The 26,183-nt window shown below is 60.7% G+C and carries 26 protein-coding genes and 1 tRNA gene; 11 read left to right on the top strand and 16 right to left on the bottom strand.

The window, feature by feature from the left end:
• Positions 1 to 1,104 carry a threonine synthase gene (locus NKF25_RS00135; RefSeq protein WP_253224736.1) on the bottom strand — a complete coding sequence of 368 codons (1,104 nt, stop codon included), beginning with the start codon at positions 1,102 to 1,104 and terminating at the stop codon, positions 1 to 3.
• A 106-nt stretch (positions 1,105 to 1,210) separates the two neighbouring features.
• The gene (locus NKF25_RS00130) at positions 1,211 to 2,167 is read right to left on the bottom strand and encodes a succinylglutamate desuccinylase/aspartoacylase family protein (protein ID WP_253224735.1); all 957 of its coding nucleotides are present in this window, start codon (positions 2,165 to 2,167) and stop codon (positions 1,211 to 1,213) included.
• A gap of 203 nt (positions 2,168 to 2,370) precedes the next feature.
• Between NKF25_RS00130 and NKF25_RS00125 the strand changes: the two genes are divergently transcribed.
• On the top strand, positions 2,371 to 2,760 hold the full coding sequence (locus tag NKF25_RS00125) for a RidA family protein (protein WP_253224734.1): 390 nt from the start codon (positions 2,371 to 2,373) through the stop codon (positions 2,758 to 2,760).
• Between the two features lie 12 nt (positions 2,761 to 2,772).
• Here NKF25_RS00125 and NKF25_RS00120 read toward each other — a convergent pair whose 3' ends face one another.
• Positions 2,773 to 3,978: a potassium channel family protein gene (locus NKF25_RS00120; RefSeq protein ID WP_253224733.1), complete on the bottom strand. Its 1,206-nt coding sequence runs from the start codon at positions 3,976 to 3,978 to the stop codon at positions 2,773 to 2,775.
• A gap of 249 nt (positions 3,979 to 4,227) precedes the next feature.
• Here NKF25_RS00120 and NKF25_RS00115 point away from each other — a divergent pair, with 249 nt between their 5' ends.
• A complete protein-coding gene (locus tag NKF25_RS00115; RefSeq protein ID WP_253224732.1) occupies positions 4,228 to 4,455 on the top strand; it encodes a hypothetical protein in 228 nt (75 codons plus the stop codon).
• A 58-nt stretch (positions 4,456 to 4,513) separates the two neighbouring features.
• Here NKF25_RS00115 and NKF25_RS00110 read toward each other — a convergent pair whose 3' ends face one another.
• The 8 genes from NKF25_RS00110 to ilvA form a co-directional block, all read right to left on the bottom strand.
• Positions 4,514 to 5,500 (bottom strand): ornithine cyclodeaminase family protein, encoded by a 987-nt coding sequence (locus NKF25_RS00110; protein ID WP_253224731.1) that lies wholly within the window; start codon positions 5,498 to 5,500, stop codon positions 4,514 to 4,516.
• Between the two features lie 616 nt (positions 5,501 to 6,116).
• Positions 6,117 to 7,754, bottom strand: a complete 1,638-nt coding sequence (thsB, locus tag NKF25_RS00105) for a thermosome subunit beta (RefSeq protein WP_253225572.1) — start codon at positions 7,752 to 7,754, stop codon at positions 6,117 to 6,119.
• Positions 7,755 to 8,037: 283 nt separating this feature from the next.
• On the bottom strand, positions 8,038 to 8,598 hold the full coding sequence (locus tag NKF25_RS00100) for a hypothetical protein (RefSeq protein ID WP_253224730.1): 561 nt from the start codon (positions 8,596 to 8,598) through the stop codon (positions 8,038 to 8,040).
• A 72-nt stretch (positions 8,599 to 8,670) separates the two neighbouring features.
• Complete coding sequence (locus NKF25_RS00095) at positions 8,671 to 9,294, bottom strand: CAP domain-containing protein (protein ID WP_253224729.1); 624 nt, start codon at positions 9,292 to 9,294, stop codon at positions 8,671 to 8,673.
• 186 nt (positions 9,295 to 9,480) lie between these two features.
• A tRNA-Ser gene (locus tag NKF25_RS00090) sits at positions 9,481 to 9,562 on the bottom strand.
• A gap of 42 nt (positions 9,563 to 9,604) precedes the next feature.
• A complete protein-coding gene (locus NKF25_RS00085; RefSeq protein WP_253224728.1) occupies positions 9,605 to 9,793 on the bottom strand; it encodes a hypothetical protein in 189 nt (62 codons plus the stop codon).
• Positions 9,794 to 9,801: 8 nt separating this feature from the next.
• Complete coding sequence (locus NKF25_RS00080) at positions 9,802 to 10,182, bottom strand: Rid family detoxifying hydrolase (protein ID WP_066139611.1); 381 nt, start codon at positions 10,180 to 10,182, stop codon at positions 9,802 to 9,804.
• Positions 10,183 to 10,251: 69 nt separating this feature from the next.
• Complete coding sequence (gene ilvA / locus NKF25_RS00075) at positions 10,252 to 11,463, bottom strand: threonine ammonia-lyase (protein ID WP_253224727.1); 1,212 nt, start codon at positions 11,461 to 11,463, stop codon at positions 10,252 to 10,254.
• A 238-nt stretch (positions 11,464 to 11,701) separates the two neighbouring features.
• Here ilvA and NKF25_RS00070 point away from each other — a divergent pair, with 238 nt between their 5' ends.
• Positions 11,702 to 14,044 carry a DEAD/DEAH box helicase gene (locus tag NKF25_RS00070; protein ID WP_253224726.1) on the top strand — a complete coding sequence of 781 codons (2,343 nt, stop codon included), beginning with the start codon at positions 11,702 to 11,704 and terminating at the stop codon, positions 14,042 to 14,044.
• Here NKF25_RS00070 and NKF25_RS00065 read toward each other — a convergent pair.
• Positions 14,013 to 14,699, bottom strand: a complete 687-nt coding sequence (locus tag NKF25_RS00065) for an HAD family phosphatase (RefSeq protein ID WP_342766291.1) — start codon at positions 14,697 to 14,699, stop codon at positions 14,013 to 14,015. The two genes, NKF25_RS00070 and NKF25_RS00065, sit on opposite strands and share 32 nt — an antisense overlap.
• Before the next feature lie 76 nt (positions 14,700 to 14,775).
• Here NKF25_RS00065 and NKF25_RS00060 point away from each other — a divergent pair, with 76 nt between their 5' ends.
• The 4 genes from NKF25_RS00060 (at position 14,776) to NKF25_RS00045 (ending at position 18,545) form a co-directional block, all read left to right on the top strand.
• Entirely contained in the window at positions 14,776 to 15,525 is a 750-nt protein-coding gene (locus NKF25_RS00060; protein WP_253224725.1) for an endonuclease NucS domain-containing protein, read from the top strand.
• 134 nt (positions 15,526 to 15,659) lie between these two features.
• The gene (gene endA / locus NKF25_RS00055) at positions 15,660 to 16,691 is read left to right on the top strand and encodes a tRNA-intron lyase (RefSeq protein WP_253224724.1); all 1,032 of its coding nucleotides are present in this window, start codon (positions 15,660 to 15,662) and stop codon (positions 16,689 to 16,691) included.
• Entirely contained in the window at positions 16,688 to 18,247 is a 1,560-nt protein-coding gene (locus NKF25_RS00050) for a tryptophan--tRNA ligase (protein ID WP_253224723.1), read from the top strand. The genes endA and NKF25_RS00050 overlap by 4 nt, the downstream gene beginning before the upstream one ends.
• A 148-nt stretch (positions 18,248 to 18,395) precedes the next feature.
• Positions 18,396 to 18,545 carry a hypothetical protein gene (locus NKF25_RS00045; protein ID WP_253224722.1) on the top strand — a complete coding sequence of 50 codons (150 nt, stop codon included), beginning with the start codon at positions 18,396 to 18,398 and terminating at the stop codon, positions 18,543 to 18,545.
• A gap of 72 nt (positions 18,546 to 18,617) precedes the next feature.
• Here the strand turns inward: NKF25_RS00045 and NKF25_RS00040 are convergent, their stop codons facing one another.
• A complete protein-coding gene (locus NKF25_RS00040; protein ID WP_253224721.1) occupies positions 18,618 to 19,076 on the bottom strand; it encodes a hypothetical protein in 459 nt (152 codons plus the stop codon).
• 67 nt (positions 19,077 to 19,143) lie between these two features.
• Positions 19,144 to 19,779: a class I SAM-dependent methyltransferase gene (locus NKF25_RS00035; RefSeq protein WP_253224720.1), complete on the bottom strand. Its 636-nt coding sequence runs from the start codon at positions 19,777 to 19,779 to the stop codon at positions 19,144 to 19,146.
• A 277-nt stretch (positions 19,780 to 20,056) separates the two neighbouring features.
• Here NKF25_RS00035 and NKF25_RS00030 point away from each other — a divergent pair, with 277 nt between their 5' ends.
• From NKF25_RS00030 to NKF25_RS00020, 3 genes are read left to right on the top strand one after another with little or no spacing between them, the layout of a single operon-like run.
• On the top strand, positions 20,057 to 21,565 hold the full coding sequence (locus NKF25_RS00030; protein ID WP_253224719.1) for a phenylalanine--tRNA ligase subunit alpha: 1,509 nt from the start codon (positions 20,057 to 20,059) through the stop codon (positions 21,563 to 21,565).
• Positions 21,565 to 23,280: a phenylalanine--tRNA ligase subunit beta gene (gene pheT / locus NKF25_RS00025; RefSeq protein WP_253224718.1), complete on the top strand. Its 1,716-nt coding sequence runs from the start codon at positions 21,565 to 21,567 to the stop codon at positions 23,278 to 23,280. The genes NKF25_RS00030 and pheT overlap by 1 nt, the downstream gene beginning before the upstream one ends.
• Positions 23,281 to 23,312: 32 nt before the next feature.
• Positions 23,313 to 23,771, top strand: coding sequence for a GNAT family N-acetyltransferase (locus NKF25_RS00020; protein ID WP_253224717.1), 459 nt, complete (start codon positions 23,313 to 23,315; stop codon positions 23,769 to 23,771).
• 9 nt (positions 23,772 to 23,780) lie between these two features.
• On the opposite strand, the gene NKF25_RS00015 is transcribed toward NKF25_RS00020, so the two are convergent.
• The gene (locus NKF25_RS00015) at positions 23,781 to 24,839 is read right to left on the bottom strand and encodes a quinone-dependent dihydroorotate dehydrogenase (RefSeq protein ID WP_253224716.1); all 1,059 of its coding nucleotides are present in this window, start codon (positions 24,837 to 24,839) and stop codon (positions 23,781 to 23,783) included.
• 42 nt (positions 24,840 to 24,881) lie between these two features.
• Positions 24,882 to 25,079: a hypothetical protein gene (locus NKF25_RS00010; protein WP_007982308.1), complete on the bottom strand. Its 198-nt coding sequence runs from the start codon at positions 25,077 to 25,079 to the stop codon at positions 24,882 to 24,884.
• A gap of 243 nt (positions 25,080 to 25,322) precedes the next feature.
• Between NKF25_RS00010 and NKF25_RS00005 the strand changes: the two genes are divergently transcribed.
• On the top strand, positions 25,323 to 25,631 hold the full coding sequence (locus tag NKF25_RS00005) for a non-histone chromosomal MC1 family protein (protein WP_253224715.1): 309 nt from the start codon (positions 25,323 to 25,325) through the stop codon (positions 25,629 to 25,631).
• Positions 25,632 to 26,183: the final 552 nt, after the last annotated feature.

The raw sequence follows: 26,183 nt of genomic DNA, 5'->3' as shown, positions 1-26,183 counted from the left end.
TTACGATTTCAGCCCGCTTCCGGTGAGGGGAACGACCACGTCCGCGTCCTCGTCCAAAATCCCGTGCTCGCGGTAGGCCGTCAGTCCCGCGACGGCCACCGCGCTCGTCGGTTCGATGTAAAAACCGGTTCGGTGAAGCCTGTCGAGGGCGTCCTGGGTCGCACCGGCGTCGAGCGAGATGGCGTCGCCGCCCGTCTCGTGGATGGCGTCGAGGATTTGGTCACGGCGGACGGGTCGGGTGATCTGAATCCCGTCGGCGACGTCGTTCCGCTCGGGTTTGTCCCTCCCGTCGCCGTCGAGTTCGTCTGCGATGGGGGAGACACCGGCGGCCTGCACTCCGAGCAGTCGCGGCATCGAATCCGTCCACCCCGCGTCGTACAGGGCGCGAAAGCCGCGGTACGTTCCCAGAAACAGCGTGCCGTGGCCGAGCGGCGTCACGACCGCATCCGGAACCTCCCAGTCGCGCTGGGCGGCGAGTTCCAGCGCGAACGTCATCGTGCCAGCGAAGAAGGCCGGGTTCCACGCGTGGCTGGCGTACCAACCACTACCGGCTTCGACGGCCTCGATACAGGCATCGGTCACGTCCTGTCTACTTCCCTCGATGCGAACGGGGGTCGCGCCCACACACTCGATGGCTTTGACTTTCGAGGCTTTCGCGTCCGCCGGAACGTAGATCTCTGCGTCGATTCCGGCGCGAGCGGCGTACTGAGCGATTGCCGCACCCGCGTTGCCCGAGGAGTCCTCGATCACGGTCTCGACGCCGAGTTCGGCGGCACGCGACAGGGTCGTCGTCGCGCCTCTGTCCTTGAAACTCCCCGACGGAAACACGCAGTCGAGTTTGAACTGGGCGTTCCAGTCGTCTGCGTCCACGAGCGGCGTGAACCCCTCGCCGAGGCTCGCGACGCGGCGGACGGGGAGGAACTCCTCGAACGCCCAGAGACCGTCCCTCGTGTCGATGTCAGAGAAATCGGGAGCGGGACGGTCCGGGTCGGGAAGCGGTCGTTCGGCGAAGTCGAGTGGATGGCCGCACTCACACCGCCACGGTTCGTCTGCTCCGGCGGCGTATTCGCGTCCACAGGCCGAACATGAGAGGTTGGAGAGCATTGTGATAGTGGGGAAACTCCGGTCGTTGTAAGTGTCGTGGGGAGCGGAGCGTTGTGAGTCTTGTGAACGGGAAGTTGTGAACGGAAAGTGTCGTCAGTCGGAGCAATCAGTAGCGACTGACGTCGATGCCGATCGAACAGACGTATTCGCCAGTGGCGACCTGCGGCAGGCGACGGGAGCGCCAGAAGATACCGGAGCGGTCGGCGGTGATTTCGGCCTTGAGCTTACCGAACACATTGGTGATGGTGAATAGGGTTTCACCCGGTGAGACTTCGTCGCCGAGGTCCTTCTCGAAGTTGACGAGACCGCCGCTCGGTGCGCCGTAGCGGTCGAACCCGGTTGCGCGGGTCTGCGAGTTCAGCTCCACGTCCCCTTCGAGGAAGCCGTAGTATCGGAGGACGTTGAATGTACCATCCACGCCGTACTGGATGCTCTCTTCGTCCCATCCGACACAGCCGCCGAGTTCGGGGTCGATGGTCGGAATACCGTCGTCGGGCGCGGCGCGGGCGAGTTGCCCGTCCGGACCCTTCTGGTCGAGAACGTAGCCGCAGTCGAACACTTTTGCGAGTTCGAGACATTCGTCGTGCAGTCGATGGCGCGGCCCACAGCGAACACGAGCCTCGTTCATCATTCGACTGGTCGAACCCTGATGCAAGTCGAGAATGAGATCGGCACGCGAGGCGGCCTCGAAGGTCGCCGCCGCGATTCGTTCGCTCGACGTCCCCGACTCGTTGCCGGGGTACGTTCGATTCATTTTCGTGTCGTCGATTGGGTTCCGGTGTTCCGCGACCTGAAAACCGTGGTAGTTGACGAGTCCAGTGACGAGAATCGTCCCCGAAATATCCTCGGGAGCGAGTTGCGGGACGACTCGATTCACGACGCCGAGACCGTTGAGTTCGTCGCCATCGCTAACTGCCTGTATGTAGAGCGTCTTTCCATCATGCGCGCCGTTGATGACGGCGACGGGAAGCCCGAACTGGCTCCCGTCACGGGTTTCACCAACCGGGAGGCGGCCCGTGTCGATTTCCCCTGGGGCCGCGCTCGCCGTTCCGAGCGTTGTCATTATCGATACACCGTCGCCGAAAACCCTTAGCAGTTCGGTATTCCGGTTGCCAGTTGGATGAACTGTCGGTCTGTATCGAATTGGGATTGTGAACTTCTTCTCCTTCGACCACCCGTATTTCCCGGATACTACTCCTTCCGAAAATACTTTGAACTGATAGCTTTCACACCAACGATTTTACCTCGGTGTGTCGTGGCCCATCCATGGAACGAAAACGCGTCTCCAGTGGTACCGAGTGGGAGGACCGCGTCGGCTACTCGCGTGCGGTTCGTATCGGTACCGACGTTCGCGTCTCCGGGACCACGGCCACCGCCGAGGATGGGTCCATCGTCGGTGAAGGGGACGCCTATGCCCAGACGAAGCGGGCGCTCGAAAATATCGAAACCGCGCTCACTGAAGCGGGGGCACACCTTGACGACGTGGTTCGAACGCGGATGTACGTGACCGACATCGAAAACTGGGAACCGGTCGGCGAGGCACACGCCGAATTCTTCGCCGACGTGCGTCCAGCCACGAGCATGGTCGAGGTGAGCCGACTCATCGCTCCCGAACTGCTGGTCGAAATAGAAGCCGACGCCATCATCACCGTGTGAAATCGTCCGGAATTACTCACCTTGCGTGCTGCCGGACAACTCTTCGAGTCGTTCCGCACCCAACCGCGTTCCCTTCGCCAGGAGCACGTCCCCGGCGTTGATTTCGGTTTCCGGCCCGGGCGAGATGACCCAATCGTCCGGCGGCCGCCGAACCGCGATGACGCGCATTCCCGTCTCGGTTTCGACCCGCTCGGCTCCCAGTGTCGTGCCGTCGAACGCGCTCCCGTGCGTGACCGTCACGCGGACGATGACCTCGTCGCTCTCCTGTACGGCGTACTCCACGACCGGATGGGTACCCAGACCACGGAGCACGCCCTCGCTGATTTCCACCGCCGCGTCGCTGATGACTTCCGTACTGTTTGCGAGGTGGACGAGACCGCGCAAGGAAACGGGATCGTCCGCGTTCGCCGCCGCCTGCAACGTCCACGCCTCGAACCGCGACTGGAGTGCGTCCACTTCGGCTTCGAGTTCCACGACTTCCTCCGCCACGTCCGTGCTGTCGAACAGGACGCTCCCGTAGGCCAGATCAACCGCTAACTCACTCATGTTCTTCATCAACACGATTGAATCGACGGCGCGTTCGAGGTCCGTATCCCCGCCTTCCGGTGGTTCCGGCGGTTGATACTCCTTCCCGGTCGCTTGCTTGTACACCTCCGCGACGCCGTCTTCCGATCCGCGCAGGAGCAGTCGGTCGTCCACCCGGAGGTCGGTGTCACGATGCGGGTTCAGAATCCAGTCGCCGCCGCGATGAATGGCGATGACGCGAACCCCCGTCTCGGTTTCGAGGTTCAACCCGCCGAGCGTCTGTCCCGCGAGCGGCGACGAACTCGCCACCGAGACGTGTACCAGTGTCTCTATCGCCTCCGGAAGCGTCGCCCGCATCGCCTGCGGGAGACCGATATCCTCCAACACTACCTTCGCGATGTCGCCCGCCGCGTCGGCAATCTTCTCCGCGGCTCCGACGACGCCGAGTACGGGTGCGAGTTCCTCGGCGTCCTCCGGACTTCTGGCGGCCATGAGCAGGCTCATCCGCGCCTGCAACTGAAGCACGTCCATCTTCCCTTCGAGCGCGAGCACCTCCTCGGCGATGTCGTCACTGCCGTGGAGGACCGCGGAGTACGAGAGGTCGATCAGAAGTTCCGCCGTGTCCTTCATCTCCGCCAAAACCTCTTTCACACTCCGTGGTTCGTACTCCACGTCGCCGCTCGCGGGTTCCATAGTCCGACGTTGGTCGCTCTCCCGTAAAAACGTTCGCTGGTTGCAACAGGAACCGTTCGTCGAGTCCCGTGTTCGTCCTCGAACGCCGTTTGGAACTCATGCGATGATCGTCCGTGATGTACTCGTCGTGTTCACTACCCCGTGGTTTCCACTGGAACTCCATCGTCACCGATCGATCGAATCCGGATCGAACACGCAATGCGCTCGTGTCGTGCGAATGCTTATCATTTTTCCCGCCTTCTTTCTCCCATGAGTCAGGAGGAGTCGGAAGACCATCCGGTCACGAAGGTCGTGCGAACCGTCACGCCGCCCTACTACGGTCATTCGGACAGGGAGATGAACACCATCGGCGCGGGTATCTTTCTCGGCCTGCTCGTCCTGCTGATTCCGCTGTTGCCGTTCCTGATCATCGTCTGGGTCATCTCGAAGCTGACCGACGAACTCACGACGCGGGCACCGGTCGGCGACGAGGAGTAGCTACTGGGGCTAAAATCATCAAAAAACGGCCCGCTTCAATCCGGTTCGGATCCCTGAATCAGACGCCGAGAAGGTCGAACGGGTAGCCGTTGTCGTTCTCGTTCGCGTGCTCGTAGACGACGTGTGCGGCGGCAACGTCTTGAATCGCCAGTCCGGTGCTGTCGAAGACGGTGACGCCGTCGTCTCCGGTGCGGCCCTCCAAGTCGCCGATCACGATGTCGCCGATGTCGCCGTGGATGTCGTCGTCCGTGAGGGTTCCCTCGTTGTACGGGACGTTGATCTCGCCCGAGTGGGTGGTCTGGGCGTGGTCGTCGATGACGAGTTTCGCGTTCAACAGCACCTCGTCCGCGATCTCGTGTTTGCCCTCCGCGTCGGCACCCATCGCGTTGATGTGGGTGTGCTCGCCGACGGCGTCGGCCGAGACGATGGGGGATTCGACCGGCGTCACGGTCGAGAGGATGTCACAGGACGCAGCTTCCGAAATCGATCCGGCGCGAACGTCGAACTCGTCGTCGAAGTAGTCGATGAAGTCCGCGACCGCTTCCTCGTCCAGGTCGCTGATGACGACTTCCTCGATGGGGCGAATCTTCGAGATGGCTTCCAACTGGGTGTAGGACTGGACGCCAGCGCCGACCAGACCCATGCTCGTCGCGTCCTCGACGGCGAGGTGGTCCGTCGCGACGGCGGCGGCCGCGCCCGTGCGCTTCATCGTGAGTTCCGTCCCGTCCATGATGGCGAGCGGGTACGCCGTCTCGGGGTCGCTGTAAATCATCGTCCCCATGACGGTCGGCAGGTCGAAGCCGTCCGGGTTGTCGGGGTGGACGTTGACCCACTTGATTCCGGCCGCGTCCCAGCCGTCGGCATCCAAATAGGCGGGCATCGACCGGAAGTCGCCGTTGTACTGCGGCAGGTCGATGTAGGATTTCGCGGGCATCTGCGCATCGCCGAGCGCGTAGGCCGCGAATGCGTCCTCGATGGCCCGAATGAGTTCGGGCATCTGTGTGTTCTCGTCTACGGCATCCTGATTCAGCAGGAGTGTCTCCATATTTGGAGGGATACGTGGTTCCCACTTAGTTCCATCTTTTACCGATTTTTGCTTCCGATCGTCGTCTCCTCTGCTGATTTGAGGAATGTTTCGGGGGAATTCGTGTGAATTCTTGATCTCGAAAGTACTCGAAGGAGATTCACATTCATTAGTTTGATTGCAGTAACATCCGGCAAACACGTCTCGATTCGACGTGGATTCAAAAATCGGTTCGAGTTCAGTAGACGACTCCGCGGTTTACTCGGGGTAAAAATCGGACGGTGGCCGATTTTCCATCTCCTCGATTACGGCTTACCGTCCCGTGACGACGAAACCGGATTTTGCCCCGAATCAGCACGTCTTCTCGGCGAATTTCACGCTGTCTTTCCGTATCGTTATCGTGAGATGATGGCAGTCCGTCGCGTGCCAGATTCGACTTCCCGGGGTTGACGAAAACGACGGTCGTCAACGACTACAGTCTATCCGCTACGCGCCGCTATTCGACGTGAGTCTAAAAAATCGGTTCGAGTTCAATAGACGATTCCTCGGGGGTGAGCGGAGTGAAAGATAGCCTGAACCTATCTTCCGTCTCACGGGCTTCGCCCGTTCGACATTCGAGGTTTCTTCGAAACCTCGCTTACATCGCGCCGCCCATACCACCCATGCCGCCCATGCCACCCATGCCGCCGGGTGCGCCGCCTTCGTCGCCACCCTTGTCGGTGGAGAGGTCGCCGGCGGAGATGATGTCGTCTATTTTGAGGACGAGGTTCGCGGCCTCGGTCGCACTGGAGAGTGCCTGCTCCTTGGCGTGAGCCGGCTCGACGATGCCCGCCTCGAACGTGTCTTCCACGTCGCCGCTGAAGACGTTCAGGCCGGCGCGTTTCTCGCCGTCCTCGTGTTCCGCGCGGAGGTCGACGAGCGTGTCGATGGAGTCCAGTCCAGCGTTCTCGGCGAGAACGCGCGGGACGAGTTCGAGCGAGTCGGCGAACGCTTCGACGGCCAACTGTTCGCGGCCCTCGACGCTGTCGGAGTAGTCGCGGAGTCGGGAGGCGAGTTCGACTTCGATGGCACCGCCACCGGAGACGACTCGTCCGTCACTGACGGTCTGTGCGACGACGTCCAGTGCGTCCGTGATACCTCGTTCGAGTTCGTCCACGACGTGGTCGGTGGAACCGCGGAGGAGGAGCGTGACACCGTGGGAGTTCTCGCCGCCCGTGACGTAGAACAGCTCGTCGCTGTCGTCGCGGGTGACGCTACCTTCTGCAACGTCGTCCGCGGACGCGCTGTCGAGGTCCGAGACGATGTTCGTGTTGAGAACCTCTCGGAGGAACTTGATGTCGCTCTTCTTTGCGCGTCGGACGGCCAGAATGCCCTCCTTCGCGAGGTAGTGCTGTGCGAGGTCGTCGATGCCCTTCTGGCAGAAGACGACGTTCGCGCCCGTGTCGATGATCTGATCGACCTTCTCCTTCAGCTGGGCTTCCTCGCGGTCGAGGAAGTTCTTGAGCTGATCGGGGTCGTTGATGGAGATCTCGGTGTCGACGTCGGTTTCCTCGACCTCGACGGCTTCGTTGAGGAGGAGAACTTTCGCGTCCTCGACGGAGCTCGGCATGTTGTCGTGGACGGGGTCCTTGTCGATGACCGCGCCGTCGAGCAGTTCGGATTCACCAGCCGAGCGGCCGGTCTGAGTCTCGATGTTGACGTATTCGAGGTCGACCGTCTCTTCGACGGTGACGGACTGAACCGCGTCGACGATGATCTGGCTCAGGACTTCCTTGTTGAGTTCGGCACCTTTGCCGGTCATGCTGGTTTCCGCGACTTTGCGAAGGAGGTCTTCGTCGTCAGTGTCGACCTCGTCCGCGATGTTGTCGATCTCCTCGCGTGCTTTCTCGCTTGCGAGGTGGAAGCCTTTGATGACTGCCGTCGGGTGGATGTCCTGTTCGAGGAGGTCCTGTGCGTTCTTGAGGAGTTCACCCGTCACCGCGACGGCCGTCGTCGTCCCGTCACCCGCTTCGTCCTCTTGGGTTTCGGCGACTTCGATGATCATCTCGGCCGTCGGGTTGTCGATGTCCATCTCCTTGAGGATGGTGACACCGTCGTTCGTGATGGTCACGTCGCCCATCGAATCGACGAGCATCTTGTCCATCCCTTTCGGACCGAGTGTGGAGCGAACGGCGTCCGCCACCGCTCGCGCCGCAGTGATGTTGTGTTCCTGCGCGTCCTTGTCCTTGACTCGCTGGGAGTCCTCGGACATTACGATCATCGGCTGACCTTGCATGCGCTGACTCATAGTACAATGGCGACTATGATTGTGCTTCTATATAAATCTTTATCCACTGCCTCGTTCGCGGACATCCAGCGATCGAATTCTGAAACAGAAAATCGCCGTAAGGCGGTCGGTACGACGAAAATCACGATACTAGTTAACACGAGTCTCTCGATGAAAATCCGATTCTCAAACTCCTATTTATATACTCCGATGCACAGTTCATACCCCCCTCCCCTTTCTCGTCTCGACGCCCGTCGTTTCTCGGAACGTCTTCCCGACGGTGTCCACTCGATCAGTTTTCTCGTGGCACTTCCCTGTGACCGAGACGATGGTTTCGATGGTAGTACATGTGGACCCCGCCGGAAATCGTCACCAGTACGGCGAGCCCGAGTGCCCACCACAGTACCGGCACGAGACCGAACGGTCCGGCACCGAGCTGTGCCCCTGTCAACAGTGCGAGGCTGACACAGCCCAAAACGAAGTAGTACTCCGACCACGGGAGGTCGTTGTCGGGAACGATTTCGAGATACGTGTTCAAGAGCTCGGCCCGCTCGGTCAACGTGATGTCACCGTGTGCCGGGTCGTAATCGATAAAGCCAGTCTCGTTAAGCTTCGGCAGATGTGCCTGTTGGAGCGTGTTGTACACCCGTTTGCGTTGTTGTGAGGTTACTTCGTCGACGGTGACGTCGTTCTCCCACGCCGCGATTTGCGTCGCAAGCTCCCCGATTTCGGCCGCTTCTTCCCTACGTCGCAAGTAGTGGAGTGCGTATCGTCGCCGTTGATTGCTCAGTATCTGGAAGATGATATCTCTCGACAGTGGCGTCTCCTTCGTCTCGTCTGCTTCTTCGTTCATTGTGTCGTCTATCGACCGGGCGAATGTTCGTTTTTGAGAGGTGACCCTAACTATTTAATTTTTTGCACCGATTTAGCAGAAGTCTTCTGTTGCATATATTCTTCCATCCCGAGTATAATAGATTCCCAGGCCTTCTCGCTCCCAATTTTTGGAGAGTAGGTTCTTTCGGTGTTCCGGCGAGTGCATCCACTGTGAAACGATTCCACGAGCGAGTTCCTTCGCCGTCCGATATCGCACTACGGTCCCATTGTCGGTTCGAACCCGCCGGTCGAAGTAGGTGTACGCGATGTTCTCCCCCGCACCCCGAATGCAGTAGTACTCTGCCCGCCGATACCGGTCATTTGGGTCGGCACCCGACGGCGACACGTGCGCGAAGTATCTTTTCTTCCCCATATCGGCACTGTGATTTCTCGCGATGTCGCGGAGCGCACCGTCGAATTCGAGCGGGGCGAGTCCGTGTTCCGCTCGCCGTTCGTTGATACCGCGATGGACGTAAAACTCCACCCAGCGGCGAAACTGCGTCCGGTTCGGGTCGGTCAGCCGTTTCGGCTGGTCGTGTGGAACGTCCACCACCTGTACTCCGCGGGCCGTATCGAGCGTCCGTTCGCCGGGGACGTGGTAGCCAGCGACGTATGCCCCGGAGAACAGTACGATGAGGAGGACCAAGCAAAGCGGGACGAGCGAGCGCGTACGCATTCGTTCGCTGTTCGACCCCCGGTGTGATGAATGTCGGGCCCTGCTGTTCCGGTAATCGACATTTTCGAACGGAGCTCTCGATGGTGTGAATGTGAGACTCCTGCTCAAATCCAGTCCGATGCGTTTTCTCGTTCGCCGTTTTGAAGTGCACGCTACGCGGTGCTCGCCAAGCAGTTCACTCGAAAACGCCGGGACTGGGATTTGAACCCAGAATCCCATAAGGGAACACGCTTTCCAGGCGTGCGCTTTGCCATTCGGCCATCCCGGCTTACCTGTTGGTTACCGGGTGCGGTGTTTAAACCCTTCTTTTCTAATCGAGTGCCCCGTGGGCGATGTAGGTGAATATCGGTGCACCGATCGCCACGACGAGCGTCGTCCCGACGATCATCGGAACCGAGTAGCGATAGCCGGTGACCAACTGGTACCCCTGTAGGAGGACGAGAAACGCGAGCGCGCCGACGACGCCCCACAGGAGACTCGCCTTGACGCGAGGATTCACAGCTATCCTTACTCGGTGCTGGCGATGGCCTCGATTTCGACGCCGACGCCCTTCGGCAGGTTCGCCACTTCGACGGCGCTGCGGGCCGGTGGATTGTCCTGGAAGTACTCCTGGTAGGATTCGTTCATCTCGTCGAAGTCCTCGATGTCGTCCATGAAGACGGTCACTTTCAGCACGTCCTGCATGTTCAGCCCTTCCTCTTCGAGGATGCCTTTGACGTTCTCCAGGCTCTGGCGCGTCTGCACCGAGATGTCCTCGTCGGCGAGGAGCTCGCCGTCGGGCGTCATCGGAATCTGACCTGCGGTGAAGAGAATGTCACCGTTCGTCGTTGCCTGACTGTACGCGCCAACCGCCTCGGGAGCGTCCTGCGTGCTGATGATTCGCTTCATGCACGTCACTTCGGGCCGTGGAACTTAAACCTACGTCAATAGGGGGCGAAAAATCAACCACCGATCCGCTCAGACCAGCACTTCCACGTCGAACCCGTTCTCTCGCAGGGAGTCGAGAAGGTTGTCGACGTGCTCCGGGCCGCGTGTTTCGAGGTCCAGTTCGACCTCCGTCGCGTTCATACCGATGTCGCGGGAGGTGCGGTCGTGCTGGATGGCGTAGATGTTCGCCTGTGCATCCGCGATGACGTCGAGGAGTTTTCGCAGCGAACCGGGTCGGTCCTTGAGTACCGTCTTGAGTTTGACGTAGCGCCCGGTTTCAACGAGTCCGCGCACGATGACGGTCGTGAGGAGGTTCATGTCGATGTTACCGCCGCTGAGGACGGGGACGACCACCTCGTCGTCCGCGTAGTCGAACTTGCCTCCGAGGATCGCGGCGAGACTCACCGCACCCGCACCCTCCACGAGCGTCTTGCCGCGTTCGAGCAGGTAGGAGACCGCCACCGCGATTTCCGAATCCGAGACGGTGACGACCTCGTCCACGCGGGCGTCTATCACGTCGAACGTCCGCTGGCCGACGCTTCGGGTGGCGATTCCGTCCGCGATGGTATCAACGCTGTCGAGCGTCTGGACGCTCCCCTTCTGGAGCGAGTCGGCCACGCTCGATGCGCCCTCGGCCTGCACGCCGATGACTCGGGCGTCGGGGTTCCGTCCCTTGATGGCGGTTGCGATGCCGCTGATGAGGCCGCCACCACCGATGGGGACTACGACGGTTTCGACCTCGGGAAGGTCGTCCATGATCTCCAGTCCGATGGTCCCCTGCCCCGCCATCACCTTCTCGTCGTCGAAGGCGTGGACGTAGGTTCGGCCCTCCGTCTCCTCGATTTCGTGGGCGCGCTCGGCGGCTTCGTCGTAGTCCTCGCCGTAGAGGATGGCCTCCGCGCCGTAGTTCTCCGTCGCACGCACCTTCGAAATCGGAGCGTGTTTCGGCATGACGATCTTCGCATCGACGCCGCTTCGGGTGGCCGCGAGTGCGACACCCTGCGCGTGATTGCCCGCGCTGGCCGTGACGACACCCGCTTCCTTTTCGGCTTCCGAGAGGGTCATGATGCGGTTGGTCGCGCCGCGAATCTTGAATGACCCCGTCCGCTGGAACGTCTCCAGTTTCAGGTGGACTTCCGCACCCGTCATCCGAGTAAAAGTGTGAGAGTAATCGAGCGGTGTATGTCGGGCCGTCTCGGCCACCCGCTCCCGCGCCGCCAACACGTCTTCAAGCTCTAGCATAGTTGTCGGTAGTTTTTGCGACGCTTTATCGTTTAGGAAGTGTCCCCGCGAATTCGTTGACGTTCGTCACCGCGAGACCGATTTCAAGTGAATACCCAAAGAAACGAAGCGCAACGAGACGGTCGTTGCGTGACCGTGTCCGGGAGCGCCCTCGCAATTCATGTTCATTTCTCATCAAATGTCTGCTGACAGCCCGGTACAGAAACGCCTTTTTGCTTTCCACTCTGCCTACGAAACGATGCAGGTCTCCGAGGCGGTTCCACAGTTCGCGGAGGCGTTCGCCTTCGAGGAGTTCAACCGAATGCAACGCGAGATGCTTCCCGCGCTGCTCGAAAGCGACGAGAACGTCGTTGCCAGCGCGCCTACGGCGAGCGGCAAGACGGCGCTCGCGGAACTCGCCATCTGCAAGGCGCTGCGCGACGACGGCACCGCGCTGTTCATCGCCCCGCTTCGGGCGCTGACCAACGAGAAGGAAAGCGACTGGGAACGCTTCGAGGACCTCGGCTACTCGGTGTACGTCGTCACGGGAGAACGAGAGTTGAACCCGCGGCGCGCCGAACGCGCCGACATCCTCGTGATGACGCCCGAGAAGACCGACTCGGCGACCCGGAAACACGACTCGTCCCGCTACTCCTTTATCACCGACGTGGACTGCTGTGTCATCGACGAGGTGCACCTGCTCGATTCGGAGAAGCGCGGGGCCGTCCTCGAAGTCACCATCTCACGCCTCCGCAGGCTCTGTGACCCTCGTATCGTCGCGCTTTCCGCGACGATGCCGAACGTGAGCGACGTGGCCGATTGGCTCGACGCGCCGCCGGAGACCACTTTCGAGTTCGGGGACGACTACCGCCCCGTCGATTTGCACGCGGACGTGAAGACCTACTCCCACGGGGACAACTCCTTCGCGGACAAGTATCGCAGGCTGTATCGTGCGCTGGACCTCGCGGAGCCACACATCCGCGAGGACGGACAGGCGCTCGTCTTCGTCGCCTCGCGGCAGGACACCGTGCAGGCCGCGAAGAAGGCCCGCGACGAAATCGCCGAGCGGGACATCCCCATCGGTGCGCGCGGCGACTACGATTTCCATACCGAAACACAGGAACTGCGAAACGATACCCTCAGAAACTCCGTGCTCGACGGCGTGGCGTTTCACCACGCGGGACTGTCGAAGAACGACCGCGACCGGGTCGAGGAGTGGTTCAAACAGGGAAAGATTCAGCTCCTCTTTTCCACCTCCACGCTCGCGTGGGGTGTGAATCTCCCCGCCCGATGTGTCGTCCTGCGCGACACCAAACTTCACGACCCGCTCGAAGGCGAGGTGGACATGAGTCCGCTCGACGTGCTCCAGATGCTCGGACGGGCGGGCCGTCCCGGCTACGACGACGTGGGCTACGGGTGGGTCGTCTGTGACTTCAAGGACGCGGACAAGTACCGAAAACTCCTGCGCGACGGCAAGGAGATCGAATCCCGTCTCGCGGAGGATTTGGACTCCCATCTCAACGCCGAAATCGCGATGGGCACCATCTCGGATCTGGACGATGTGATGTCGTGGCTTCAAACCACGTTCTACTACGTCCGCGCCCAGACGAAACCCGACGAGTATGATTTCGAAAATCACCGTGAGCGCGTCAGAAACACGCTTCAGCGCCTCGTCTCGCGCGGATTCGTGGAGCAGGGCGACGACCTCTCCATCGAGGGCACGGCGCTCGCCATGCTCGCCTCGAAATTTTACCTCAACCTCGACACGGCCGAACGGTTCCGCCGCCTCGCGGAGGCCGACGACATCGACGTGCCGAAGGTGCTCGAAACGGTCGCTGGCGCGGCCGAGTTCGACAGCGTGAGTGCCCGTCAAGCCGAGCGTGACGCCATCAATTCCGTCCTCGTCGGACAGGATTCCGGCGACCTCGAAGCGGGCGGGCGGAAGGTGCTCGCCATCCTCCGTTCCAGCATGACGGGTTCGACGCCGGGCGACTTGCGGAGCGACGCGTGGGTCATCCAGCAGAACGCGGTTCGACTGCTCGCGGCGCTCCGTGCGTTCCTGAAACGGCTCGACAGGCCGGTCGCCGCGAACCTCGTCACCCGAATCGAGGCCCGCGTCGAAAACGGCGTCGGGGAAAGCGCTGTCGGACTCACCGCGATCGATGGGGTGGGTGCCGGGCGGTCCAGCAAATTGGCGACGGAAGGTCTGGAAACGCCCGCCGACGTGCGCGCCGTTGGCGTCGATGGGTTGGTCGATGCGGGTCTCACCGAGGGCGTCGCCGAACAGGTCGAAGCCAGCGCCCGCAAGCTTCCCGACGTGGAGATCGAATGGGGGTCGTTCCCGAGCCGAATCGCTCGCGGCGAGAACGACATGCGCGAGGTCACCATCAAGAACCGTGGTAACCGCGAGCAAGCAGCTATCGACGTGACTGTCAACGGCGTCGAAATGACGGAAAAATCGACGTATCTCGACGGCGAGACGACGATTCCCGTCGGCGTCTTCGGGGGCACGGCCGACGAGATGGAGTTCACCGTTCGCGTCGCGTTCCCCGACCTCCCTCTCCTGCCGGTTACCGACGTTCGGTCCGTGCAGGTCGAGTGAGCAGTTCTTCGTGCAATTCGGCGGGTGAGGAGACGACCACGTTCGCCATCGTGAGGTCGAGTTCTTTCGCACCGTTCGGATAGCCGACACAGTACGTCCCGGCCCGAACGGCCGATTCGACGCCGTGTTCTGAATCCTCGACCGCGGCACACTCGTTGGCTCGATAGTCGAGCAACCCGGCCGCGTACTCGTAGATTGCCGGTTCGGGCTTGCCGGGAGCGTCGATGTCGTCGGCGCTGACGACTTCCTCGAATTCGAGGTCGAAGCGGTCGGTGACTATTTCTATCCAGTCGTGAGGTGACGAGGACACGAGCGCCACGTCGGTCCCGTCCGCTCGTAGGTCGTCCAACAGGTCGTGAAAGCCGTCCATCAGCGAGACGTGCTCGCCGTAGAGGTCCTCGGCGATTCCGTCGTAGAGGGAGATGAACTCCGATTTCGTCACGTCGGTCCCGTACTCCTCGTCCAGATAGTCGTAGATCTCGCGGAAGTTCATCCCGGTGATCTCGTTGTCGCCGATATCCTCCACGCCCACTTCGGGGAAGATGATCTCCTCTTCGAGTTCCGCCCAGAAATCCTCCGAGTTCACGATGACGCCGTCCATGTCGAACAGCACTGCCTGTCGCTCTGCTCCTTCCATTTCTTCTATCTCTTCCATTTTCTCTTCGTTCATCCTTTTCACTCAAAACCCTTGGCCCGAACGTTCAAATACGAACACGGAACCAACCCGGGCCATGACAGACACGATTCGCGTGTTCGCCGGTGACTGTACGATTACGACGGACGGCGACACCCACGGACAGCGGCGCGGCGAGGTCGTCGCCATCCTCAAACCCGACGATACCCTCCTCGTCCACGACGTGGATGGCTATCAACCGGTCGAATGGCTCACCCGTGCGGAAACCGCCCACGCCTCGCTCGACGGCGATTCGTTCACGCTCGTCGCCGCGACCGACGACCATCGCGTTCGCGTCGATTGTCACGCCTGCCACGGGATTTCCCGCTATCCGGGCTCAGTCGCCGGGATTTCCGTCGGAACCTGCCCACACTGCGACGGCACGCTCACGCGAGCCAAGGGAGCGGTTTCGTGTCTCGGTTGTCACGAGGAGTATCCGATTCCGCGTCGGGCCAGTATCGGAACGGAAACGTGTGACTGCGGCCTACCGTCCATGCACGTCGAACGCGGAGCCGAATTCGAACTCTGTATCGACCGCGACTGCGGCACCGTTTTCGAGGCCGTGCGGCGACGATTCGACCGGGAATGGGACTGTCCCGACTGCGGAGCCGACATGCGAATTCTGAACAAGGGCAGTATCATCGCGGGATGCGACCGCTATCCCGACTGCGAGGTCGGCTTCGGAATTCCGAACGGGATGATCGTGGGTTCGTGTGACTGTGGCCTTCCCGTGTTCCGAACCTCGACAGGTCGTCGGTGTTTGAACACCGATTGCGAGATGTTCGAAGACGGCCGTTTGGAGGGCTGATTTCCCATCGATGACTGCTCTCTCGGCCGTCCGAGTGGTGTATTAACGGGGTGGCAGAACACCGTTCTCCGGACGGTCGGGTGAGTTCGTCCCTGAGTCGTAGTGCATTTGAAGGCCCACATCACAGAAGACGTATGGATGGAAGCCTACGCGACGACGAAGTCCGTGTCGGCGGCGACGCCCGCCAGCGGTACTACGATTCGCGGGGATACGGTCGCCCACTCAGTGGCAACGAGGTAGCGTTTTCACGCGTCGAAGCCGCCCACCTCCTGCTTCGCGGCGACCTCGACTCGGTCGATGGTAACGGATTTCAGAAATTTTTACAGGAATCGACTGGCAACGGATTTGCGGCCCGATTCCTCGTCTACGCAAACCTTCGAGAGCGCGGGTTCTACCTCTCGCCGGATCGAGAGGGATGGGTGTCGAACCCCCACCCGTCGTCGGATTTCGTCGTCTATCCGCGCGGGAGCGGCCCGTGGGACGACGAGGTGTCACACCGGATTCGGGTCGCGAGCGAGCGCGATCCGATTCCCGTCGCGGAGCTAGGCGACGTGGTCCTCGCGATCGTGGACGAGGAGAGCGAAATCACCTACTTCGAGACCGATCGCATCGAGATCGAGGGGACGACGGATCACGACGTACCGACCGACCTTTCCGGGTCGATCGTCGGCGACCGCGTGCTGGTGTGGGACGCTCCCGACGAACTCCACGGCAAGGCGTTTTACGGCCAGCAGATGGGTGGACGCGACGCGACGGGGATTCTACAGTTGTCGCTCGTGGAGGCCGCCCATCTGGTCGCGGAGGGTAATCTCGAAATCGGGGGAACGTACGACGACATAGTCGAGCGAGGTGAGGAGGTCGAAGGCGAGCGGTTCGACCGCCGCTTGCTGGTGTATCGAACCCTTCGGGAACATGGCGTGGTCCCGAAGACGGGATTCAAGTTCGGCGCGGATTTCCGGACCTACGCCGACGTGAAGTCGGTGGACGACCTCGGGCACTCGGAGTATCTGATTCGGGTGTTGAAGGACGACTACGAGTTCGTCCCGCGTGACCTCGCGCTCGACGTTCGACTGGCACACGGGGTACGAAAGCAAATGATTTTTGCGCTCATCACGGAGAACGAACGAATAGACACTTGGCTGTCGGTGACACGACTTACACCATGACACGAGACGATTCATCCGAAACGGGCGGACTCCTGCCCGACGGTGGTACCGCAACGGGGGAGGACGACGTCGTCCTCGACCCGTGGGGGTCGGCGACGGTGTCCGACTACCGCAAACTGTTTGAGGAGTTCGGTATCGAGGAGTTCGACGACGTCCTCCCGGCGGTTCCGGACCCACACTACCTGATGCGCCGGAGCGTCATCTTCGGCGACCGTGGCTACCGCCGCGTGGCCGAGGCGATGCAGAACGACGAACCGTTCGCCGCGCTGTCGGGGTTCATGCCGACCGGTGACCCGCACATCGGACACAAACTGGTGTTCGACGAACTCATCTGGCATCAACAGCAGGGCGGGGACACCTACGGGCTCATCGCGGACCTCGAAGCCCACAGCGCCCGTGGCCTCTCGTGGGAGGAAATCGACGAGCATTCGCGGGATTACCTGCTCTCGCTCATCGCCCTCGGGTTCGACGCCGAGACGGGGACGCTCTACCGCCAGTCCGAGAACCGCGAACTACAGGATTTGGCGTTCGAACTCGGGTCGAAGGCCAACTTCTCGGAGTTCCAGTCCATCTACGGCTTCGACGGCGAAACCAACGTCTCGCACGTCCAGAGCGTCGTCACGCAGATGGCGGACATCCTCTACCCGCAACTCGACGAACCGAAACCGACCGTCATTCCGGTCGGTCCCGACCAGGACCCGCACGTCAGGTTGGCCCGCGACCTGGCGGTTCGGATGCGCTACTTCGGCGTGACGAAAGCTTACGCGAGTTTCGAGGCGGACGAGACGGAACTGTCTCACATCGCGGCGGCGTACGAAGCACGCGAGGAGTACGCCGAGGACCCCGAGATGCCCCGCTGTGAGGACGCGGCCGCGTGGCTCGCCGAGAACGGCGACCCGGACGTTCCGGCCGTCGAGACGACCATCTCGAAGCTCGAAAACGCCGGCATGGAGCCGCTTCGCCCCCGTGTTCGGTTCCTCGACCGCAACGCGACAGAAGCGGCATATGGGGCACTCATCGACGCCATCGAGGGCGAAAAACGGGTGTTCGACGAGCACATCGACGTGTTCGACTACTCGCGGGAGGAGGCCAAAACCCTCGCCCGTGAAATCGAAATCGAGAACGATGGCTACGGCTTCATCATGCCATCGTCGATCTACCACCGATTCATGACCGGTCTGACGGGCGGCAAGATGTCCTCGTCGGTTCCGGCCAGCCACATCAGCCTGCTCGACGACCCCGAGGACGGCTACGACAAGGTGAGATCCGCGACGACGGGCGGCCGCGAAACCGCCGAAAAACAGCGCGAGTTGGGCGGAAAGGCCGACGAATGTCCGGTGTACGAACTGTACGCCTACCTCCTCGCGGGTGACGACGACGAGTTCACGAAGGAGGTCTACGACGAATGTGTCTCCGGCGAGCGCCTCTGTGGCGACTGCAAGGAGCAGGCCGCTCAACTCATGAAGGAGTTCCTGGAAGACCACCAGGAAAAGCGTGAAGAGGCGGAAGAACTGTTGGACGGCTTGGATATCGAGTTGGAATCCTCGCGTCGATAACCGATTCCCGATTTCGACGCTTCAGAAGTGTTTTGCGGGTCCGGTCTCTATCTCAAACGTGATGTCACGGCTCCGTTCGTTCGAAGGATTCGGTGTATCCGGTGTCGTCGTCGGTGTGTTTTTGATCTGGCTCGGGTTTCGAGACCAGATGTGCACTCCCAATAGTAGCGTCGGTAACCCCTGTGGTCCGAGTTTCATCCTCCTCATTCCCGGAGTCATCCTCATTCTCATCGGTCTCGGTCTCTTCTTCCTGGGATACCAACATCAGCAGTCCTCTGCACCGGACGCCGACGGCTAATCGGACCGACCTCCACGCGCTTGCTTCCCGTTCGACGCATCGCGTTCGTATGAATTTCGATGATCGATACCATCATCCGTCAGAGTCGGTATCTCCGTCGTCGCTGTCCGAATCAGTGTCGCCGTCATCGCTGTCCGAATCAGTGTCGCCGTCATCGCTATCGGAATCGGTATCGCCGTCGTATCCGTCCGAATCCGCGTCCCCGTCATGCCTAATCGTACCCGTGCTTCCCCCGTCGCTTTTCGAAGTCCCGCTCGAATTCGCTCCGGCAATCGTTTGGCCAGCACCGGTCTCGGGAGAGGATGGCGATTTTTCGACGTTGAATCCGATGCTGTAGAGGATAACCGGCGGGAAAACGTACGAGGCAATCGCCAGCAGCACGAACAGTTTGTTGACGAAGATAAGCAACCCGAATGCGGTGAGCGCCGCGGTCGCGGCCGCATGTATCGCCGTGTGGGTGTACTCTCGATAGTACTCCCAGAGGCCGCGGAGCCATCGTACCGTCCCTCCTCGGGTTGCGATAGCGGACATAGCTAATATTCGTTTTCTACAGGTAAGAACCCAGCTACGAACTACGAATGATGACCGGATACTCTCCTCACTTCTCGACGACGACACACGGAGTCGCCGAATCAACGAACTCCTCGTCTTCGGCGTCTATCAGTTCCCAGTAGCTCCGCGTTTTCGCGCCAGTTATGTTCCGAACGACATCCTCGCTAATGATATTCGCGCCGCTCAAGACGAGTTCGAACGATTCCCGTTTGCGTCCCTCGAACTCCCTATCGAACGTTCTCCTGCTCTGTTCGTTCGGATAGTTCAAAATGAGATGACCTCCCGCTCGAACGTGTGAGTACAGGTTCTCGATTGCTCGGCGCGGTTCGTCCACGAAATAGAGCGTGGCGACGCAGTACACCACGTCGAATTTCCGATTCCTATCGAGATTCGGGAGCGAATCGACCGCGAAATGGAGGTTGTTCAACCCTTCTTCCGTCGCTTTCTCGGCGTTGTCCCGGACGACCGTTTCCGAGATGTCGAACCCGTACACGTCGATGTCGGGGTGGCGCTCGGCGAGGAGGAACGGGACGACCGCCGGTCCACAGCCAACCGACGCGAAGTTCTCGGGCGTGCCCTCCCGTTCGAAAGATCGCTCCACGAGGTCTGCCATCCGCTCGCCGCCGATGTAGGCACAGCGGTCGTAGTTCGCCCTGTCGTAGAACCGCTCCCAGTCCATCATCGTCCCCAAATCACGCCATGTGGGGTAAACCCCTCCGGAACCCTTTTGTCGATTTGACGCCACCATTCAGCCATGCCATCCGAATCCCACCATGGCAGTAGTGCAGTCGAACCACGGCCACCGCTGGGATTCGGCTTTTTTATCGCGGTCTGAGCGGTCGGTGGACTCCTCCCGCGGCGGGAGGACGAAACCGGGTGCAGGAGCCCGAGTGGTCCGTCTGTCTTCAGAAGGGCTAAACCGGCGGAACGGGAGATACGACCAACGACTACCAGTGGACATGAAACTACCAGAATCACAGGTCGCGGTGTTGGAAGCCGCGAGCGCGAACGACGAACAGACGATAGCGGAACTCGCCGAGGAGACCGGTCTGAAACCGGAGACGGTGACGGGCGCGGTCTTCGAACTCGAAGACGAGGGACTGCTGTCGATCGACGAACGAACCGAGGAATCCGTCTCGCTGACCGAGGAAGGCGAGGAGTACGCCGAGGACGGACTGCCGGAAATTGCCCTCTACGAGGCAGCCATCGACGCCGGGGCTGACGACGACGCCGTTCAGATGGGCCAACCCATCGGGGGATCCGGACTCGGCGGTCCGCAAGTGAACATCGCCCTCTCGAACTACGCTCGAAAGGGCTACGGGAGCATCGACAGCGGCGAAATCACGGTCGACCCCGACGCGAACCCGGACGAGGACGACGAAGCGAGCGCGCTCGCCGCGCTCGCGGATGGGGAATCCGTGGACGACGCGGACACGCTGGACCAGTTGGAAAGCCGCGGCCTCGTCGAGCGCTCCGAATCGACGGTTCGCTCCGTGACGCTGACCGAGGCGGGCGTCACCGCGATGATGGAAGGTATCGAAGCGGCCGAGACGGTCGGCCAGCTAACACCGGAAATGCTCACGACCGGCGACTGGCGCGACGTGGAGTTCGCCGAGTACAACGTCGCGGCCGACGCCGAGCGAGTCGACGGCGGCAAGGTTCACATCCTGCGCCAGACCGCGAACCGCGTCAAGGACGTGCTCGTCGGCATGGGCTTCGAGGAGATGGACGGCCCGCACGCGGACGCGGACTTCTGGATCAACGACTGTCTGTTCATGCCCCAGGACCACCCGGCGCGCACCCACTGGGACCGGTTCGCGCTGTCGAACCCCACCGAAATCGGGGACTTGCCGGAGGACCTCGTGGAGCGCGTCCACAGCGCGCACCTCGAAGGTGTCGGCGAAAACGGCGAGGGATATCACTCGCCGTGGGACGAGGACTTCGCACGAGCAATCGCGCTTCGCGGGCACACCACCTCGTTGTCGATGCGATACCTCTCGGGCTATGCGCAGGGCGAGTTGGAACCGCCACAGCGCTTCTTCAGCGTCGAAAAGGTGTACCGCAACGACACGCTCGACCCGACTCACCTGCTGGAGTTCTTCCAGATCGAGGGCTGGGTGATGGCCGAGGACCTCTCGGTTCGTGACCTGATGGGTACGTTCGAGGAGTTCTACGCCCAGTTCGGTATCACGGACATCCAGTTCAAACCGCACTACAACCCGTACACTGAGCCGAGTTTCGAACTGTTCGGCAACCACCCGGAGACGGGTGAACTCATCGAAATCGGGAACAGCGGGATGTTCCGTCCCGAGGTGCTCGAACCCCTCGGCGTCGAGTGCGACGTGATGGCGTGGGGTCTCGCCCTGGAACGCCTGCTGATGTTGATGTACGGCTTCGAGGACATCCGCGACGTTCACGGGACGCTGTGTGACCTCGAACTGCTCCGCGACGTGGAGGTGATTCACTGATGCCAACTGTCGATGTCAACCCCGACGAACTGCGACAACTGACCGGTCACGACGAAAAGAGCGACGACGAACTCAAGGAGGACATGTTCGGCCTCGGCCTGGAGTACGAGGGCGACACGGAGGACGGCGACATGCAGTTGGAGTTCGCCCCTGACCGCCTCGACCGTCTTTCCATCGAGGGTGTCGCGCGCTCGCTTCGCTACCAGTACGGCGACGACAGCGGCGTCTACGTCCCGAAGCTGAACGACGCGGACTGGACCATCGAGGTGGACGAGAGCGTCCCCGAGGAACGCCCCTATGTCACCGGTGCGATCGTCCGTGGCGTGAACCTCAGCGAGGACGCACTCGACTCGCTCATCCAACTGCAGGAGAAACTCCACGCGACGATGGGTCGCAAACGTGCGAAAGGTGCCATCGGGATTCACGATTTGACGATGCTCAAGGGGAGTTCGGCCACCGAGGAAGGCGGCAACTCCATTCGCTACGTCGGCGTCGACCCCGACGGCGACCGGTTCGTGCCGCTCGACGCGGACGCCGAGATGACACCCGACGAAGTCCTGCGTGCCCACCCGACCGGCGAGAAGTACGCCGATCTGGTCTCGGAGTACGACCGCTACCCGGCCATCTACGACGATATCGGTCTGTTCTCGTTCCCGCCGGTGATCAACGGCCGCCGGACCGAGGTCGAAGCCGACTCGCGCAACCTGTTCGTCGAACTCACCGGAACCGACCAGTGGACCATCGACAAGATGTGTGCCATCATCTGCTACGCGCTTGACGCCCGCGGCGGCACCATCGAGGAAGTCGAAGTCGAATACGACGACCGAACGCTGGTCCGGCCGAACTTCGACGTGACGACCAAGGAGGTCACCCACGACCGTATCGAGACCCTGCTCGGTATCGAGTTCACCCCGGACGAAGTGCTGGACCTGTTGGCCCACTCCGGCCTCTCCGGCGAAGCCGAGGAGACCGACGACGGGGGCGTCGTCTACGAGGTGGAAATTCCGCCCTATCGCGTGGACGTGCTCCACCCCGTAGACATCGTGGACGACATCGGCCGCGCATACGGCTTCAACGACCTCTCGCCCCGCTACCCTGACGTGGGGACGGTCGGCGGCCGACACGAGCGCTCGCAACTCGAAGACGCAGCGCGCGAGGTTCTCGTCGGTCTCGGCTTCGAGGACCTGCTCAACTTCCACATGATAAGCGAGGAGGAGAACTTCGAGCGCATGCGCGTGGAACCCAGCACCGACGTCGTCGGCGGGGGCACTCCTGCGACCATCAAAAACCCCTACAGCGAGGACTACACCATGCTCCGAACGTGGGCGCTCCCCTCGCTCATGATGGTGCTGGAGAACAACACTCACCGCACGTACCCGCAGGACCTCACGGAAATCGGTCTGGCGGCGGCAGTTGACGACTCGGAGAACACGGGCGTCGCCGAACACCGAACCGTGGCCGGCGTCCTCGCGCGCTACGACGCCTCCTACGAGGACGCCAAGGCGCGTCTGCAAGCCATCGCTCGCAACTTCGACGTGACCCTCGAAACGCCCCCGACGGAGCACCCGTCGTTCATCTCCGGCCGTGCGGCCGCCGTCGTCATCGACGGGGAGACGGTCGGAATCGTCGGCGAAATCCATCCGGAAGTGCTCGTTGAGCACGACCTGGAGGTTCCGGTCACCGGATTCGAGTTCCGACTGGACGCACTAGAGTAACGACTAACTCCTTTTCGTGTGGCGGTTTTTCTATGAACTACGAATTTCGTCCTATCACTGTGGACGATGTGCGCGCCATCGTCTCGTGGCACTACGACCCGCCGTACGATTTCTACGACATGGAGAGTGACCCAGAGGATTTGGCGCTGTTCACTAATCCGACTAACTGGGACGACAAGTACGCGGTGTTCGCTGCAGATGACGAACGCGCCGGTTTCTTCTCGTTCGAATTCTCGGATGGAACGCTCGAAATAGGGCTCGGGATGCATCCCCATCTCACCGGACGAGGCAACGGACGGTCGTTCGTCGAAGCCGGGTTGGTGTTCGCTCGGAAGGAGTACGACCCCGAGGAGTTCTCCCTCGCCGTCGCGACGTTCAACGACCGCGCGATTTCTGTCTATGAGAAGGTTGGATTCGAGCGCGTCGAGGTGTTCGTACAGGAAACCAACGGTGGGGAGTACGAATTTCTCGAAATGCGGCGTGATGCCTGACGAGTGATTCTACGAAAGGTCCGCTCCGATGGCGTCCTCGATACTGTCGTAGCCGTCCCGATCGAGGAGTTCAAGCAGTCCTTCGTTGATATCACGCGCTATTGACGGCCCTTGATAGATGAGACCGGTGTACAACTGGACGACGTGTGCACCTGCACGAATCTTCTCGTACGCGTCCTCGGCGGTGAAGATTCCCCCCACACCGATGATTGGAACGTCCACCCGTTCGGCGGCGAATCGAATCATCTCCGTTGCACGCGTTTGGATCGGCATTCCCGATAGCCCGCCATCTTCGTCTCGGTACTCGCTCCGGAGCGTTTCGGGGCGGTCGGTCGTCGTGTTCGTGGCGATGACGCCGTCCAACCCGAGTTCCGCCACGAGATCGAGTGCGTCCGCGATCGCTGGCTCCGGCAGGTCCGGCGAGAGCTTCACGAGTAACGGACTTGCGCCTGCATCCTGTAGCGTCGTCAAGATCCGTTCGAGATTCTCGCGGTTCTGTAGTTCACGTAGACCGGGCGTGTTCGGACTGGAGACGTTCACGACGAAGTAGTCGGCGTGCGAGGAAACGCGCTCGTAGCTGTACAGATAGTCCTCCTCTGCCGTCTCCAATGGGGTCGTCTTCGACTTCCCGATGTTCGCTCCCACGGGAACGTCCGGGAGCGACTGCATTGCCATGCGTGCACCGATTCTGTCGGCTCCGTGGTTGTTGAACCCCATCCGGTTGATGATACCTTCGTCCTCGCGGAGTCGGAACATTCTCGGTTTCGGGTTGCCCGGTTGGGCCTCCGCAGTTACACCCCCGATTTCCACGTGTCCGAACCCGAGGCTCGCCAATGCGGAGGGAATCTCCGCGTTCTTATCGAACCCGGCAGCGACACCGACCGGGTTGGGAAATCTCTGGCCGAGCGCGTCGACCGTCAGGCGGGGGTCGGTGACTCGGTAGTTCATCCCGAGCAATCGCTCGGCCGGTGTCCCCTGCACCGTTCTCAAGAGCGTGTGAACCGTGCTGTGTGCACGCTCTGCTGGCAACTGGAATAAAAGTGGTTTAACGACCTCGTATCCGTTCATCGTTCTTCGAATGAAAATCACCTGCGGGGTGCCCGCGGCGACCTAAAATTCGTGTTCGACCTCGTCTTTATCCGCCTTCTGGATAATGATCTTGTCTTCCCGAACTCGTACAAAGACTTCGTCACCGATCTCCATGCCAGCGACGGCAAGTTCGTCTTCGTGTAGGTTGACGTGGACGTTGTGATATTCTCCGTCTTCGTCTTTCGCGCCACTCGGGCTGAGCTTCTTTTTCCGTACCATCGCGGTATCTTATGCAGTCCTTCACCGTAGGATGTACTTAAGTGTTTTCTACCGTACTGTTCCGCTCCGTCTCTCTTAGAAATGCCCTATGAGCCGAGACCACTTACCTTGCTCGGCCTGTTTTTCCAGTGTGAAACCACGATACTGCGGAACTCTCCTATTTATGTCTATCGCCGAAAACCGCTCATATCGGCGATATATTTATAGTGGACCCTGTGCTGGGTTGGCATGGAGGAGAAAACCATGGTACGTGACGATGGTAAGCGGAACTTTGCACTGCGCCAATCGGATGGAGACGAATCAAGTGTCTTTTCGGGGAACACCCCTCGACAGGCTGCGCTCAAAGCAGCACGTCGACTTGACCCAGGTAGTTCCGAAGATGCGGCGGACAGAGTCGAGCTCCGACTTCGAGAGAAGGGTACCGACAAAGTCCACATCTACGAGGGTTGGGCATGGCACGAGGAGGCCCCTGACGACAAACCAGACTGGATGCCGACCGAAATAACGGAGGCAAACGTCTCCAAACAGGGCATCGAGCACCTGGACGAGTGAATCGAACGTACTCAATAACCGAGTGTTTTATTCGACTGCTACATAGTATAGTATTCTTCGCATGCGCGTAGCGTAGCAGAAGTTTTTTTTGCTCGCTCAAAAAAATAACAGGATGCGCGAGGCACATCCGGCCGGACTGAACGCACGACGCGTAGGATGACGGTTCGATCTTCCACTCGCGCAATAGTTCTCTCGACCAGTAGCTGTAACCGTTCAACCGTTACGCTAATCCGCAAACCGAACTACCCGAGTTGCGTTCCCTTCGAGCCACATCGGTTGCCCGCTTGCTCGATAACTCGAAATCAATGGCCCTTGGTGAACTATTTCTCCCTTTTGTGGGCTTACTTTGAGATATAATGCTAGTTAATCTGTGCCTATGAGAGTTTCATTCGACGGGCTTAAGTCTAACCCCCGACTTTGAGTAAATGCGAAGGACGCCTCGTGGTCACCCCGCGAGGTGTCAGCCCGAAACCCATCACATCTCACGATGTGCCCGCTGGGTTTCGGGCGAAAGAAAGCCAATCCAATGCCCTTAAGTGTATGGGGGCACTC

The organism is Haladaptatus sp. AB643 (assembly GCF_024136975.1).
Taxonomy (GTDB): domain Archaea; phylum Halobacteriota; class Halobacteria; order Halobacteriales; family Haladaptataceae; genus Haladaptatus.
The sequence above is the reverse complement of the archived record's forward strand: the minus strand, read 5'-3'. Positions and strand labels throughout refer to the sequence as shown.